Source organism: Xanthomonas sp. JAI131 (assembly GCF_013410075.1).
Lineage (GTDB): Bacteria > Pseudomonadota > Gammaproteobacteria > Xanthomonadales > Xanthomonadaceae > Xanthomonas_A > Xanthomonas_A bonasiae.
On the sequence record NZ_JACCCN010000003.1, the window covers coordinates 309,755 to 324,866 of the forward strand.

Below are 15,112 nucleotides of genomic sequence, written 5' to 3' on the forward strand. Positions count from 1 at the left end.
CGCCGCGCGCGGCCCGCTGCGCACTGCCGCAATGACCGATTAAGGGCCGGAACGTTACACTCCAGGTTCCCCCATGCAAGGTCCCTCCCCTATGTCGCTTCCCGCATTCAAGGCCTACGACATCCGCGGTCGCGTTCCCGACGAACTGAACGAGGACCTGGCCCGCCGCATCGGCGTGGCATTGGCGGGGCAATTGGAGGGCGGGCCGGTGGTGGTGGGCCACGACGTGCGCCTGGCCAGCCAGGGGCTGCAGGACGCGCTGTCGGCCGGCCTGCGCGCCAGCGGCCGCGAGGTCATCGACATCGGCCTGTGCGGCACCGAGGAAGTGTATTTCCAGACCGACCACCTGCAGGCCGCCGGCGGGGTGATGGTCACCGCCAGCCACAACCCGATGGACTACAACGGGATGAAGCTGGTGCGCGAGAATGCGCGCCCGATCAGCTCCGATACCGGCCTGTTCGCGATCCGCGACACCGTGGCCGCCGACACCGCGCCCGCCGGCACGCCGACCGCGGCCGAGCACAGCCGCACGGACAAGTCCGCCTATATCGCGCACCTGCTGAGCTACATCGACATCGGCTCGCTCAAGCCGCTGAAGCTGGTGGTCAACGCCGGCAACGGCGGCGCCGGCGCCATCGTCGATCTGCTGGCGCCGCACCTGCCGTTCGAGTTCGTGCGCGTGTTCCACGAGCCGGACGGCCACTTCCCCAACGGCATCCCCAATCCGCTGCTGCCCGAGAACCGCGAGGCCACCGCCAAGGCGGTCAAGGAACACGGCGCGGACTTCGGCATCGCCTGGGACGGCGATTTCGACCGCTGCTTCTTCTTCGACGAGAACGGCCGCTTCATTGAAGGCTATTACCTGGTCGGCCTGCTCGCGCAGGCGATCCTGGCCAAGCAGCCGGGCGGCAAGGTCGTGCACGACCCGCGCCTGACCTGGAACACGATCGAGATGGTCGAGGACGCCGGCGGCGTGCCGGTGCTGTGCAAGAGCGGGCATGCCTTCATCAAGGAGAAGATGCGCAGCGAAAACGCCGTGTACGGCGGCGAGATGAGCGCGCACCACTATTTCCGCGAGTTCGCCTACGCCGACTCGGGCATGATCCCGTGGCTGCTGATCGCCGAGCTGGTGTCGCAATCGGGCCGTTCGCTGGCCGACCTGGTCGAGGCGCGCATGCAGAAGTTCCCGTGCAGCGGCGAGATCAACTTCAAGGTCGCCGATGCCAAGGCCGCGGTGGCGCGGGTGATGGAGCATTTCGCCACGCACGCGCCGGCGCTGGACTATACCGACGGCATCAGCGCCGAATTCGCCGACTGGCGCTTCAACCTGCGCAGCTCCAATACCGAACCGCTGTTGCGCCTGAACGTGGAAACGCGTGGCGATGCGGCATTGCTGGAAGCGCGCACGCAGGAAATTTCCGACCTGCTGCGCGACTGATCTCCCCTCCCCCCAGACGCACTATGGAGTTCCCCCGCCCATGAGCGACGTCCTACCCATCATCCTGTCCGGCGGTTCCGGCACCCGGCTCTGGCCGCTGTCGCGCGAGTCCTATCCGAAACAGTTCCTGCCGCTGGTCGGCGAACACAGCATGCTGCAGGCCACGTGGTTGCGCGCGGCGCCCGTGGCCGGGCACGCCCCGATCGTGGTCGCCAACGAAGAGCACCGCTTCGTCGCCGCCGAGCAATTGCAGCAGATCGGCGTGAAGCCGCAGTCGATCCTGCTCGAACCCAAGGGCCGCAATACCGCCCCGGCGATCGCCGTGGCGGCGCTGGAGGCCACCCGCAACGGCGCCGATCCGCTGCTGCTGGTCCTGCCCTCCGACCACGTGATCCGCGATGAAGCGGCCTTCCAGGCCGCGGTACGCGCGGCCGCCGCCGCCGCCGAGCAGGGCAAGCTGGTCACCTTCGGGATCAAGCCGACCGCGCCGGAAACCGGCTACGGCTACATCAAGGCCGGCGCCGGCAACGGCGTCAGCGCGGTCGAGCGCTTCGTCGAGAAGCCGGACCTGGCCACCGCGCAGGGCTACCTGGCTTCGGGCGAGTACTACTGGAACAGCGGCATGTTCCTGTTCCGCGCCTCGCGCTACCTGGAAGAACTGCGCCGCTTCCAGCCGGCGATCGCCGATGCCTGCAGCAAGGCCTGGGAAGCGTCCAAGCGCGACGCCGATTTCACCCGCCTGGACAAGGACGCCTTCGCCGCCAGTCCGTCGGACTCGATCGACTACGCGGTGATGGAAAAGACCGCCGATGCGGTGGTGGTGCCGCTCGACGCCGGTTGGAACGACGTCGGCTCCTGGTCGGCCCTGCTCGAAGTCTCGCCGCAGGACGCGCAGGGCAATGCGCACCACGGCGACGTGATCGAGATCGATTGCCGCAACACCTACGCCTACGGTTCGCGGCTGATCGCGATGGTCGGGCTGCAGGACGTGGTGGTGGTGGAGACCGACGACGCGGTGCTGGTCGGGCACCGCGAGCGGATCCAGGAGGTCAAGGAGATCGTGGCCAGGATCAAGGCCAGCGGCCGCTCCGAGGCCACCTGGCATCGCAAGGTGTATCGCCCGTGGGGCGCCTACGATTCGATCGACAACGGCCAGCGTTTCCAGGTCAAGCGCATCACCGTCAAGCCCGGCGCCACGCTGAGCCTGCAGATGCACCACCACCGCGCCGAGCACTGGATCGTGGTCAGCGGCACCGCCGAGGTCACCCGTGGCGAGGAAGTGCTGCTGCTCACCGAGAACCAGAGCACCTACATCCCGCTGGGCGTGACCCATCGCCTGAAGAACCCGGGCAAGCTGCCGCTGGAACTGATCGAGGTGCAGTCCGGCAGTTACCTGGGCGAGGACGACATCGTGCGCTTCGAGGACACCTACGGGCGCACTTGAGTCCTGCTGCAACGCAAAGAAAAAAGCCGGGTCGATGCCCGGCTTTTTTCGTTTCCGCCTTTCAGGCCGGCATGCGCCGCGCTATGCGGACTGCGGCGCCTGCGCGGCCAGTTCGCCGATCACTTGGCGCAGGCCGTCGCGCCACTGCGGCAACACCAGCGAGAAATCGCGCTGCAGCCTGGAGATGTCCAGCCGCGAATACGCCGGACGCTTGGCCGGCGTCGGATACTCGGCCGTGGCGATCGGCAGCACGCGCGGCGCGCGCGCCAGCAGGCCTGCGACGAGCGCCTCTTCGAAGATCGCCTCGGCGAAGCCGTGCCAGGTGGTCTCGCCGGCAGCGGTCAGGTGCCAGGTACCCGATTGCGCGGCAGCGCGCTGCTCAAGGACGTGCGCGGTGACGTCGGCGATCAACGCTGCCGGCGTCGGCGTGCCGGCCTGGTCGGCGACCACGCGCAGTTCGTCGCGTTCGGCGCCGACGCGCAGCATGGTGCGCAGGAAGTTGCTGCCATGCGCGGCATAGACCCAGGCGGTACGGAAGATCAGGTGCTGCGCGCCGGAGGCGCGGATCGCGTCTTCGCCGGCGAGCTTGGTCGCGCCGTACACGCCCAGCGGCGCCGTCGGCGCGTCTTCCGGGTACGGGCGGCTGCCCTGGCCGTCGAACACGTAGTCGGTGGAGTAATGCACCAGCGGCACGCCATGCGCCGCACACCAGCCGGCAATCGCGGCCGGCGCCTCGGCATTGGCGCGCAACGCGGCGTCTCGGTCCTGTTCGGCGCGATCCACGGCGGTATAGGCGGCCGCATTGACCACGGCCGTCGGCTGCAGCCGGTCCAGCAAGGCGCCCAGCGTCTGCGGCTGATCGAAGTCGGCTGTTTCGCAGGCGCTGCCGTCGGGCAGGCGGCCGCTGCGCGTGGTCGCCAGCAACGGCCCGCGCCCAGCCAGCGCGCGCAACAGCTCCTGGCCGACCTGGCCGTTGGCGCCGAACACCAGCGTGGTCACGGCGCGTACACCGGCAGGCGGTCTTCGGCGATGTCGGCCAGGAACGGCGCCACCGCATCCTTGGCCGACAGCACCGGCTGGCTGATCGGCCAGTCCACGCCGATCGCCGCGTCGTCCCAGCGCACGCCGGCGTCGGCTTCCTTCACGTACACGTCGGTGCACAGATAGCTGAACACCGCGCGCTCGGACAGCACCGCGAAGCCGTGCGCGAAACCTTCCGGGATCCAGAACTGTTTCTTGTTCTCCGCGCTCAGTACCACCGCCGCCCAGCGACCGAAGTGCGGCGAGCCGCGGCGGATGTCCACGGCGACGTCGTAGACCTCGCCTTCCAGCACGCTGACCAGCTTGCCCTGCGGGCGCGGCCACTGATAGTGCAGCCCGCGCAGCACGCCCTTGGCCGAGGTCGAGACGTTGCTCTGCACGAAGCGGGTGGGCAACCCGTGCTGGCCGAACCGCTCGGCGTTCCAGGTCTCGAAGAAATAGCCGCGTTCGTCGCCGAACACCGCCGGCTCGATCACCACGCAGCCGGGCAGATTGGTTTCAATCACTTTCACGGAACGATTCCTCGGACAGCCAGTTCATGCAGGTATTTGCCATAGTCGTTCTTCAACAGCGGCGCGGCGAGTTTCTCCAGCTGCGCGGCATCGATCCAGCCCTGGCCGAACGCGATCTCTTCCGGGCAGCACACCTGCAAGCCCTGTCGCGACTGGATGGTCTCGATGAAGTTGGAGGCCTCGTGCAGCGACTGGTGCGTGCCGGTATCCAGCCAGGCGTAGCCGCGGCCCAGCGGTTCCAGGTGCAGTTCGCCCGCCTCCAGGTAACGCCGGTTGAGATCGGTGATTTCCAGCTCCCCGCGCGGCGAGGGCTTCAACGCGGCCGCATGCTCGCTGGCCTGGCCGTCGTAGAAGTACAGGCCGGTGACCGCATAGTTGGAGCGCGGCTGGGCCGGCTTTTCTGCGATGTCGATGACCTTGCCGGCCTGGTCGAACTCGGCCACGCCATAGCGCTCCGGATCGTTGACCCAATAGCCGAACACGGTGGCGCCGTGCTGCCGCGCGTCGGCGCGGCGCAGGGTCTCGGTCAGGCCATGGCCGTGGAAGATGTTGTCGCCCAGCACCAGGCAGCTCGGCTTGCCGTCGATGAACTCGCGGCCGATCAGGTAGGCCTGCGCCAACCCGTCCGGACTCGGCTGCACCGCGTACTCCAGGCGCATGCCCCACTGCGAGCCGTCGCCCAGCAACGCGCGGAACAAGGCCTGCTCGTGCGGGGTGTTGATGATCAGCACCTCGCGGATGCCGGCCAGCATCAGCACGCTGAGCGGGTAGTAGATCATCGGCTTGTCGTACACCGGCAGCAGCTGCTTGCTGACGCCCTTGGTGATCGGATACAGCCGGGTGCCGGAGCCGCCGGCCAGGATGATGCCTTTGCGTTGGGTCATGAGGTGCTTCCTAGGAAGTCCGCACATCGATGTGCGGGCTCTTGCGAGGGACTCGCGTTATGCCGCCGTGCCGATGCGTTCCAGCCGGTAGCTGCCGTCGAGCACGCCCTGCACCCAGGCCTGGTTGGCCAGGTACCAGTCCACGGTGATGGCGATGCCCTGCTCGAAGCTGTACTGCGGCTCCCAGCCCAGCTCGTTCTTCAGCTTGGACGCATCGATCGCGTAGCGCCGGTCGTGGCCGGGGCGGTCGGCGACATGGGTGATCTGGCTGGCGCGCGGCTGGCCGTCGGCGCGCGGGCGGCGCGCGTCGAGCAGCGCGCAGATCGCCTGTACCACCTCGATGTTCTGCTTCTCGGAGTTGCCGCCGACGTTGTAGGTCTCGCCGACCCGGCCCTTGGCCAGCACGGTGCGGATCGCCGCGCAGTGGTCGCCGACGAACAGCCAGTCGCGCACCTGCTTGCCGTCGCCGTAGACCGGCAGCGGCTCGCCGGCCAGCGCCTTGGCGATCACCAGCGGCACCAGCTTTTCCGGGAAGTGGTACGGACCGTAGTTGTTGGAGCAGTTGGTGGTCAGCACCGGCAGGCCGTAGGTGTGGTGGAACGCGCGCACCAGGTGGTCGGAGGCGGCCTTGGAGGCCGAGTACGGCGAATTGGGCGCGTACGGCGTGGTCTCGGAGAACTTGCCGGTCTCGCCCAGGGTGCCGTAGACCTCGTCGGTGGACACGTGCAGGAAGCGGAACGCGGCGCGCGGTCCTTCCGGCAGCGCCTTCCAGTGGTCGCGCACCGCTTCCAGCAGGCCCAGGGTGCCGACCACGTTGGTCTGGATGAAGGCGCCGGGGCCGTCGATCGAGCGGTCCACATGGCTCTCGGCGGCGAAGTTCAGCACCGCGTCGGGCTGGTGCTCGCGCAGCAGTTGCGCCACCAGATCACGGTCGCCGATATCGCCCTGCACGAAGACGTGGTCGGGATTGCCTTCCAGCGTCGCCAACGTGTTCAGATTGCCGGCATAGGTCAATGCGTCCAGATTGATCACGCGCACCCCGCGCGACACCGCTTCCAGCACGAAATTGCCGCCGATGAACCCGGCGCCGCCGGTTACTAGCCATGTAGCCACTGTCACGTCTCCTGGTCGGCGCTGCGAGGCGCGCCGCTGCTCAAACCGCACAGGATATACGCTTTGCCGGGGATGGTCGCCTGCGCCTGCCGGGCCGGGTTCAGACTGAGGCAGCAGGCTCCGACCGCCACCATACGCCCTCGCATGGTCCATCGCCGCCGGTTAGAATCCACCGACTGCCCCGTGCCAGCCGCCGCGGCCGGGCCTTCCCGCACTGCTGAAGGATCTCGTACAAGATGAAAATCCTCGTCGCCTACAAGCGCGTGGTGGACTACAACGTCCGCATCCAGGTCAAGCCGGACGGCTCCGGCGTCGTGACCGAGGGCGTCAAGCTTTCCCCCAATCCGTTCGACGAAATCGCCCTGGAAGAGGCGCTGCGCCTGCGCGACGCCGGCATCGCCAGCGAGGTGGTGGTGGTCACCCTGGCTCCGGCCGATGCCGCCGCGCACCTGCGCAACGGCCTGGCGATGGGCGCCAACCGCGCCATCCACGTCGTCACCGATGCCGCGATCCAGCCGCTGACCGCGGCCCGCACCCTGCTCAAACTGGTCGAGCAGGAGCAGCCGGACCTGGTGATCCTGGGCAAGCAGGCGATCGACGACGACGCCAACCAGACCGGGCAGATGCTGGCCACGCTGTGGGGCCGCCCGCAGGCGACCTTCGCCGGCAAGCTGGTGGTCGCCGACGGCAAGGCCACCGTGACCCGCGAAGTCGACGCCGGCCTGGAAACGCTGGAAGTGGACCTGCCGGCGGTGGTCACCACCGACCTGCGCCTGAACGAGCCGCGCTTCATCAAGCTGCCCGACATCATGAAGGCCAAGAGCAAGCCGCTGCAGACCCTGGCCTTCGCCGACCTGGGCGTGGAGTCCAACGACAGCCTCGCCACCACCCACTACGCGCCGCCGCCCAAGCGCAGCCGCGGCGTGATGGTCAAGGACGCCGCCGAACTGGTGGCCGCACTCAAGCAGAAGGGGTTGCTGTAATGGCCAAGATCCTCGTCGTCGCCGAACACCTGAACGGCCAGCTCAACGCGGCCACCGCCAAGACGGTCAGCGCCGCGCAGGCGCTGTCGCCGGAAACCATCGACATCGTGGTGCTGGCCGCCGACCCGGCCGCGGTCGCCGCACAGGCCGCGCAGATCGCCGGCGTGAGCCGTGTGCTCACCGTCGCCGACCCGGCCAACGCACACGCCATCGCGCAGGTGCTGGGGCCGCAGATCGCACAGCTGGCGCAGGGCTACAGCCACGTGTTCGGTCCCTCCACCACCTTCGGCAAGGACCTGATGCCGGTGGTCGCCGCGCTGCTCGGGGTCAACCAGATCTCCGACCTGATGGCGGTCGATGGCGACTATGCCTTCAAGCGCCCGATCTACGCCGGCAACGCGATCATCAGCGTGCAGGCGCCCGCCGACCAGACCGTGGTCGCCACCGTGCGCAGCGCCTCGTGGCCGGAAGCGGCACAGGGCGGCAGCGCGGCGATCGAAGCGGCCAGCGTCGGCGCCACGCTGCCCACCCACACCCGCTTCGTCGGCCTGGCCGCGGGCAGCTCCGACCGCCCCGACCTGCAGAGCGCCAAGCGCGTGGTCTCCGGCGGCCGCGGCGTGGGCTCGGCGGAGAACTTCCAGATCATCTACAAGCTGGCCGACAAGCTCGGCGCCGCGGTAGGCGCTTCGCGCGCGGCGGTGGATGCCGGCTACGTGCCCAACGAACTGCAGGTCGGCCAGACCGGCAAGATCATCGCCCCGGACCTGTACGTGGCGGTCGGCATCTCCGGCGCGATCCAGCACCTGACCGGGATCAAGGACGCCGGCACCATCGTCGCGATCAACAAGGATCCGGAATCGCCGATCTTCGAGATCGCCGACATCGGGCTGGTGGGTGACCTGTTCACCTTGCTCCCGGAACTGGAAACGGCACTGGGTTGACGCCGATGCGGTTCCGATGACTTCGCTGCCGCCCTCCGGCGCCGACGGCATGCCGATGCCGCGGCGACGGCGCATGGACCACCTGGCCGGGTTCGTGCTGCTGTTGTGCGCGGGCTACGTGGCCACGCTGTTCTGGGTGGACCGCGGCAACGGCACGTTCTCGCGATTGAGCGAGGTCGGCCACCTGATGGCGCTGGCGACCTTGCCGGTCAGCGCCAGCTACCTGTTCCGGTACTGGCGCTGGCGCTGGCTGCTGCAGCGCTACGGCCATCCGGTCCCGTTCTTCGCCGGGCTGGCCGGCTATCTGGCCGGCTTCGCCTTGACCGCGACGCCGGGCAAGGCCGGCGAATTGCTGCGTATCCGCTATTTTGCCCGCATGGGCGTGCCCGCGCGGCGCACCATCGCCGTGTTCGTGTTCGAGCGCGCGTCCGACCTGCTGGTCATTCTGGCGCTGTCGCTGCTGGCCGCTCCGGTGTTCCCTACGCTGGGTGTGCTGGCGGCGGTGGTCCTTGCCTTCGTGGGCCTGTTGTTCGGCGCGGCCGCCTGGCCGCCGCTGCTGGACCGGTTGACCGGCCTGGTGCGCTGGATGCCCGGGCGCTGGCTGCAGCGCCTGGCCCAGTTCGCGCTGGCCGCAGCGCTGGAACTGCGCGGCTGCCTCGGTGCGCGCCAGTTCGGCCAAAGCATGGTCGCCGGGTTGATGGCCTGGGGCCTGACCTCCTCGGTGTTCGTCGGCCTGTGCCTGGGGATGGGCCTGGAGCTGGATCCCATCGTGGCGTTCGGCATCTACCCGCTGGCGATGCTGGTGGGCGCGCTGTCCTTCGTGCCCGGCGGCGTCGGCACCACCGAACTGGCGATCGTGCTGATGCTCGACCGCCTCGGCATCGCCACCGCCGACGCGATCGCGGTGGCGGTGGCCGCGCGCCTGGTCACGCTGTGGTACGCCATTCTGGTCGGCGCGCTGGCGATGATCAGGGCCGAGTTCCTGCCCCGCGGCGAGAGCGCCTGATTCGCTAGGTATAATCGCGGCCCCGCAATGGACCGCCAGGCCATCGAATGTCTGCCCCTACCAGTTCCCCGCCCCACCATCCGGCAGTTTCGGGGCGCGCCCTGTGCGTGGATCTGGATGGCACCCTGCTGAACTCGGACATTCTCTACGAATCGGTGCTGGCGCTGCTGGCACGCAATCCGCTGTACCTGTTCCTGCTGCCGCTGTGGTTGCTGCGCGGCAAGGCGGCGCTGAAGCGCGAACTGGCCTCGCGCGTCACCTTGCCGGCCGAGACCCTGCCCTACAACGAAAAGGTCCTGGAACTGCTGCGTACCACCACGCAGCGTCCGCGCGTGTTGTGCACCGCATCCGATGCCTTGCTGGTGACGCCGATCGCGGAGTATCTGGGCCTGTTCGAACAGGTGATCGCCAGCGACGGCAAACGCAATCTCTCCGGGCGCAACAAGGCCGATGTCCTGGTCGACACGTTCGGTGCCGGCAATTTCGACTATGCCGGCAACGGCAGCGTGGACCTGCACGTATGGGAGAAAGCCGGCGGGGCCTGGGTCGTCAACAATGGCAACGCGCTCAGCAAGGCCGCCGCGCAGCGCACCACGGTGCATGCGCATTGGCCCGCGCCGCCGCGCGCCCGCGCCTGGCTGAAGGCGCTGCGGCTGCACCAGTGGCTGAAGAACCTGCTGGTGTTCGTCCCGCTGCTGACCGCGCATCGCTTCCTGGATCCGGAGTCGGTGCTGCAGGCGGCGATCGCGCTGGTCGCGTTCGGCTTGTGCGCCTCCGGCGTGTACGTGCTGAACGATTTACTCGATCTCACCCCGGACCGGCAGCACCCGCGCAAGCGCAAGCGCCCCTTCGCCGCCGGCCGCCTTCCCCTGCTGCACGGCCTGTTCGCCGCGCCGGCGCTGACCGTGGCCGGGCTCGCGCTGTCGCTGGCCTGCAGCCTGGAATTCACCCTGGTGCTGCTGGCCTACTACGTGATGACGCTGGCGTATTCGCTGCGGCTGAAGCGGATCGTGATGATCGACGTGGTGCTGCTGGCGGCGCTGTACACGGTGCGGATCATCGGCGGCGCGATGGCGATCGGCGTCGAGCTGTCGTTCTGGCTGTTGGCGTTCTCGATGTTCATCTTCCTGTCGCTGGCCCTGCTCAAGCGCTATACCGAGCTGCACGCGATGCTGAGCAGCGGCAAGACCAAGGCCAGCGGGCGCGCCTATTCGGTGGAAGACCTGTCGCTGCTGCAGTCGATGGGCGCGGCGGCCGGCTACATCGCGGTGATGGTGATGGCGCTGTACATCAACAGCCCCGAGAGCGTGGAACTGTACCGCCACCCGAAAGTGCTGTGGCTGGTGTGCCCGGTGCTGCTGTACTGGGTGAGCCGGGTGTGGGTGATCGCGCACCGCGGCGACATGCACGACGACCCGATCGTGTTCGCCGCCACCGACCGGGTCAGCCAGGTGGTGGTGGTGCTGTGCGGACTGTTCGCGCTGAGCGCCATCTGATGGTGGACGCGGGGCAATCCTGGGGACGCTATCCGAAGGCGAGGCAGGTGTTGCTGCCGGTCACCGACCGGGCGGCGGAACTGCCTGCGTTCGATGGCCATGCGCTGCCGCGCGGCAACGGCCGCAGCTATGGCGACAGCTGCCTGAATCCGGACGGCACCTTGCTGGCGACGCGTAGCCTGGACCGGTTCATCGCATTCGATCCGGCGACCGGCCTGCTGCGCTGCGAAGCCGGGGTCACCCTGGCCGAGATCATCGACCTGGCGCTGCCGCAGGGCTGGTTCCTGCCGGTCACCCCGGGCACCCGCTACGTGACGGTGGCCGGCGCCATCGCCAACGACGTGCACGGCAAGAACCACCACCGCACCGGCAGCTTCGGCCACCATGTGCGCGCGTTCGAGCTGCTGCGCAGCGACGGCACGCGCCGCGTGTGCAGCCCCGACGACGATGCCGAAGGCTGGTTCGCGGCCACCGTCGGCGGCCTCGGATTGACCGGCCTGATCACCTGGGCGCAACTCCAGCTGCGCCGGGTCGCGAGCGCGGCCCTGGAAACGGAGAACATCCGTTTCGGTTCGCTCGACGAGTTCTTCGCCTTGTCCGCGGCCTCCGCCGACAGCCACGAATACAGCGTCGCCTGGATCGACTGCCTGGCCAGCGGCCGCGCGCGCGGCCGCGGCCACTTCACCCGCGCCGACCATTGCCCGGGGTTGCCAGAAGAACGGCCCAAACCGCCCGGCGCAGGCCTGCCGATGCCGCTGACGCCGCCGTTCTCGTTGGTCAACCAACTGTCGCTGCGGCCGTTCAACGCGCTGTACTTCTGGCGCCAGCCTGCGCCGCGCAAGCGCTCGGTCAGCCACTTGCTGCCGTTCTTCTATCCGCTGGACGGCATCCGCAACTGGAATCGGATGTACGGCCCGGCCGGTTTCCTGCAGTACCAGTGCGTGCTGCCGCCGGCCGCCTCGCGCGATGGGATCGACGCGTTGCTGGCGGAGATCGCGCGCAGCGGCAGCGGCTCGTTCCTTGCGGTGCTGAAGGAATTCGGCAACGCGCGCTCGCTCGGCATGCTGTCGTTTCCGCGCCCGGGCACCACCCTGGCGCTGGATTTCCCCAACAGCGGCCCGGAGGTGTTCCGGCTGCTGGAGCGGCTGGACCGCATCGTCGACGCGGCCGGCGGCGCTCTGTACCCTGCCAAGGATGCGCGCATGAGCGCGGCGTCGTTCCAGCGCGCCTACGGCCGCTGGCAGGAATTCGCCGATTATCTCGACCCACGTTTTTCTTCCGGCTTCTGGCGCCGGGTCACGGAGTAGACATGCAACGCGTCCTCATCATCGGTGCCACCTCGGCCATCGCCGAAGCCACTGCCCGACGCTACGCCGCACGCGGCGCGGCGATCCATCTGCTCGGCCGCCAGGCCGCGCGCCTGGAGGCGATCGCGGCAGACCTGTCCGTGCGCGGCGCCAAGAGCAGCGTCGGCGTGCTCGACGTCAACGACGGCGCGCACCACGGCGCAGCGTTCGACGCGGCATGGGCGGCCCTCGGCGGCGTGGACGTGGTCCTGATCGCGCATGGCACCCTGCCGGACCAGGCCGCGTGCGACGCCTCGGTCGAGCTGTCGCTGCGCGAGTTCGCCACCAATGGCACCTCCACGATTGCGCTGTGCGCGGCGCTGGCGCCGCGTCTGGCGGCCGGCGCGACGCTGGCGGTGATCTCTTCGGTCGCCGGCGACCGCGGCCGCGCCAGCAACTACCTCTACGGCAGCGCCAAGGCCGCGGTCAGCGCCTATCTCAGCGGCCTCGGCCAGCGCCTGCGCCCGGCCGGGATCAACGTGCTGACGATCAAGCCGGGCTTCGTCGACACGCCGATGACCGCCGCCTTCAAGAAGGGCGCGCTGTGGGCCAAGCCCGACCAGATCGCCAAGGGCATCGTGCGCGTCGTCGATCGCCGGCGTGCCGTCGCCTACCTGCCGGGTTTCTGGTGGGCGATCATGTTCATCATCAAGTCCATCCCCGAATTCGTTTTCCGCAGGATCAAGCTCTGACATGACCGACAAACACGCCAAGATCGTCATCACCGGTGCCGCCGGGCTGGTCGGACAGAACCTGATCGTCGAACTCGAGCAGCAGGGTTACACCCAACTGGTGGCGATCGACAAGCACGCGCACAACCTGCAGATCCTGCGCGAGCTGCATCCGGCGGTGCGCGTGGTGCATGCGGACCTGGCCGAGCCCGGCGACTGGGCGCGCGAATTCGAAGGCGCCGCCTGCGTCGCCCAGCTGCACGCGCAGATCACCGGCAAGACCACCGAGCTGTTCACCCGCAACAACCTGGTGGCCACCTCGCACGTGCTCGATGCCTGCCGCGCGACCAACGTGCCCTATATGGTCCACATCAGTTCCTCGGTGGTGAACTCGGTGGCGAAGGACGACTACACCAATACCAAGCGCGCGCAGGAAGAGATGGTGGTGGCCAGCGGCCTGCGCCACTGCGTGCTGCGCCCGACCCTGATGTTCGGCTGGTTCGACCCCAAGCACCTGGGCTGGCTGTCGCGCTTCATGGCCAAGACCCCGGTGTTCCCGATTCCCGGCGACGGCAAGTTCATGCGCCAACCGCTGTACGAGCGCGACTTCTGCCGCTGCATCGCCAAATGCATCGAACGCGAGCCCGACGGCGAGGTCTACGACATCGTCGGCGATACGCGCGTGGACTATGTCGACATCATCAAGACGATCAAGCGGGTCAAGAAGCTGCATACCCTGATCGTCCATATCCCGATCGGGTTCTTCGCCTTCCTGCTGCGCGTGTATTCGCTCTTCAGCTCCAAGCCGCCGTTCACCGCCGACCAGCTCAAGGCGCTCAGCGCCGGCGACGACTTCAAGGGCATCGATACCGAAGCGGTATTCGGCGTGCGCCAGACGCCGTTCGAAAATGCGATCCGTGAAAGCTATACCGATCCGCGCTACAGCCGCATCGTGCTGCAGCGCTGAAGAGACCCGACGTCGATGAACCTGCGCAGCGACTACCGGATCGATCTGAGGAGATACGATCTCGGCCTTTTCTTCCTTGCCTTTGCCCTGGTCTGCCTGAAATCCAATGACGCCCTGGCGCATCCGCAGTTGTGGGCGGAAGACGCCGTTCTTTTCCTGAAAGACCAGATAGAGCAGCAGGGACTGCTGCTGTTCAGACCATACGCAGGCTATCTGCACGCCGCGCCGCGGCTGGTGACATGGTTCGCGTCCTTCGTAAGCGCGGCATACACGCCGCTCATCTACAACGCCAGCGCGATCGCCATTGCCGCAGCATCGATTTTCATTTGCGTAAAGAACCTGCGCCCGCTGATTCCGCCGTATCTGGTGCTGAGCGTGTTCTTGTTCACCCCGACGAATGGGGAGGTGTTCGGCACGATCACCAACATCCAATGGTTCCTGCAATTTCCGCTGATCACCTACTGCTTCATCGCCACGAAGGCCAGCAATCCGATCGCCAGGCATGTGCTCAAGGGTGTTTTCGCCATCGCCGCGCTAACCGGCCCCTTCTCGATCATCTGCCTTGCGCTGATGGCGCTGAGCTTGCTCGGCTTCCTCGCCCTGCGCGTCACCAGACGCTCGAACCTGCTTTCCATCGCTACCGAGTACCTCGAGCAGCGCGACTTCGGCGCCTGGGCGGTGGTGGCGGCGTGCGCGGTGATTCAACTGTCGTTCCTGTACACATCGGCGCCGGAACACCCCCAGTACACCTCCCTCGCCCGCCTCGTGGTCGGCTCGCTTGGGCAGGCCGCTCCGTTGCATATCCTGGGCTACAACCCGCTTCGGCCGGTGTTCTGGCCGATCGGCTATGCGGCAGCCGGCATGTACATCCTGTTTTTCAGCAGGCTCGCCCCTGTAGCCCGTATTGGCGTGCTTCTCTCCTTGGCCTTTGCGATCCTCGAGGTGTTGGCCGCAGCGCACAAGGTCACCGTCGAACCGCTGCTGTCGCTGCTCCACGGCGACCGTTATTTCCTCGCATTGAAAATCGTCTTCTGGTGGGTCTTCTTCATCGTTCTGAAGGATCTGCTGGGCAGCGAAAGGCAGGGCGCCAGATGCACGTTGCTATTGCTGCTGTTTATCTGCCTGTTGAACAAGGACCACATGCTGCGGCCGCGCTTTGTCGACTACGGACCCGCTGCAGAACTGCGCAAACTCGATGAGCCGGGCTCGCATACCATCAAGTTCAATCCCGAGGGCTGGGAAGCCACCATCACCACGAAGGAATGATACC

14 protein-coding genes are annotated in these 15,112 nt (G+C 67.6%); 10 read left to right on the forward strand and 4 right to left on the reverse strand.

Translation table 11 applies throughout. The features are described from left to right. The first annotated feature begins 91 nt into the window (after positions 1-91). Together HDC36_RS14345 and HDC36_RS14350 are read left to right on the forward strand one after the other, a co-directional pair. The gene (locus tag HDC36_RS14345; protein WP_179568583.1) at positions 92-1,438 is read left to right on the forward strand and encodes a phosphomannomutase; all 1,347 of its coding nucleotides are present in this window, start codon (positions 92-94) and stop codon (positions 1,436-1,438) included. A gap of 40 nt (positions 1,439-1,478) precedes the next feature. Next, a complete protein-coding gene (locus tag HDC36_RS14350; protein ID WP_179568585.1) occupies positions 1,479-2,882 on the forward strand; it encodes a mannose-1-phosphate guanylyltransferase/mannose-6-phosphate isomerase in 1,404 nt (467 codons plus the stop codon). A gap of 81 nt (positions 2,883-2,963) precedes the next feature. Here the strand turns inward: HDC36_RS14350 and rfbD are convergent, their stop codons facing one another. Genes rfbD through rfbB form a run of 4 tightly spaced genes read right to left on the reverse strand, consistent with a single transcriptional unit; the run spans position 2,964 to position 6,432 of the window. Continuing rightward, positions 2,964-3,881, reverse strand: a complete 918-nt coding sequence (rfbD, locus tag HDC36_RS14355; RefSeq protein ID WP_179568587.1) for a dTDP-4-dehydrorhamnose reductase — start codon at positions 3,879-3,881, stop codon at positions 2,964-2,966. Then, positions 3,878-4,435 (reverse strand): dTDP-4-dehydrorhamnose 3,5-epimerase, encoded by a 558-nt coding sequence (rfbC, locus tag HDC36_RS14360; protein ID WP_179568589.1) that lies wholly within the window; start codon positions 4,433-4,435, stop codon positions 3,878-3,880. Before rfbC ends, rfbD begins: the two co-directional genes overlap by 4 nt. Further along, positions 4,432-5,319, reverse strand: coding sequence for a glucose-1-phosphate thymidylyltransferase RfbA (rfbA, locus tag HDC36_RS14365; RefSeq protein ID WP_179568591.1), 888 nt, complete (start codon positions 5,317-5,319; stop codon positions 4,432-4,434). The genes rfbC and rfbA overlap by 4 nt, the downstream gene beginning before the upstream one ends. Positions 5,320-5,376: 57 nt before the next feature. Continuing rightward, a complete protein-coding gene (gene rfbB / locus HDC36_RS14370) occupies positions 5,377-6,432 on the reverse strand; it encodes a dTDP-glucose 4,6-dehydratase (protein ID WP_179568593.1) in 1,056 nt (351 codons plus the stop codon). Positions 6,433-6,668: 236 nt separating this feature from the next. Here rfbB and HDC36_RS14375 point away from each other — a divergent pair, with 236 nt between their 5' ends. The 8 genes from HDC36_RS14375 to HDC36_RS14410 all read left to right on the forward strand — a co-directional run bounded on the left by HDC36_RS14375 (position 6,669) and on the right by HDC36_RS14410 (position 15,108). Next, on the forward strand, positions 6,669-7,415 hold the full coding sequence (locus HDC36_RS14375) for an electron transfer flavoprotein subunit beta/FixA family protein (RefSeq protein ID WP_179568594.1): 747 nt from the start codon (positions 6,669-6,671) through the stop codon (positions 7,413-7,415). Further along, positions 7,415-8,356, forward strand: coding sequence for an electron transfer flavoprotein subunit alpha/FixB family protein (locus tag HDC36_RS14380; RefSeq protein ID WP_179568595.1), 942 nt, complete (start codon positions 7,415-7,417; stop codon positions 8,354-8,356). The genes HDC36_RS14375 and HDC36_RS14380 overlap by 1 nt, the downstream gene beginning before the upstream one ends. 16 nt (positions 8,357-8,372) lie before the next feature. Then, the gene (locus HDC36_RS14385) at positions 8,373-9,362 is read left to right on the forward strand and encodes a lysylphosphatidylglycerol synthase transmembrane domain-containing protein (protein ID WP_179568597.1); all 990 of its coding nucleotides are present in this window, start codon (positions 8,373-8,375) and stop codon (positions 9,360-9,362) included. A 107-nt stretch (positions 9,363-9,469) separates the two neighbouring features. Beyond that, the gene (locus tag HDC36_RS14390) at positions 9,470-10,858 is read left to right on the forward strand and encodes a UbiA family prenyltransferase (protein WP_179568599.1); all 1,389 of its coding nucleotides are present in this window, start codon (positions 9,470-9,472) and stop codon (positions 10,856-10,858) included. A 2-nt stretch (positions 10,859-10,860) separates the two neighbouring features. Beyond that, positions 10,861-12,165, forward strand: coding sequence for an FAD-binding oxidoreductase (locus HDC36_RS14395; RefSeq protein ID WP_179569420.1), 1,305 nt, complete (start codon positions 10,861-10,863; stop codon positions 12,163-12,165). 2 nt (positions 12,166-12,167) lie between these two features. Next, entirely contained in the window at positions 12,168-12,896 is a 729-nt protein-coding gene (locus HDC36_RS14400; protein WP_179568601.1) for an SDR family oxidoreductase, read from the forward strand. Position 12,897: 1 nt separating this feature from the next. Further along, entirely contained in the window at positions 12,898-13,842 is a 945-nt protein-coding gene (locus tag HDC36_RS14405; protein ID WP_179568603.1) for an NAD-dependent epimerase/dehydratase family protein, read from the forward strand. Positions 13,843-13,857: 15 nt separating this feature from the next. Continuing rightward, entirely contained in the window at positions 13,858-15,108 is a 1,251-nt protein-coding gene (locus tag HDC36_RS14410) for a hypothetical protein (protein ID WP_179568605.1), read from the forward strand. Positions 15,109-15,112 lie beyond the last annotated feature (4 nt).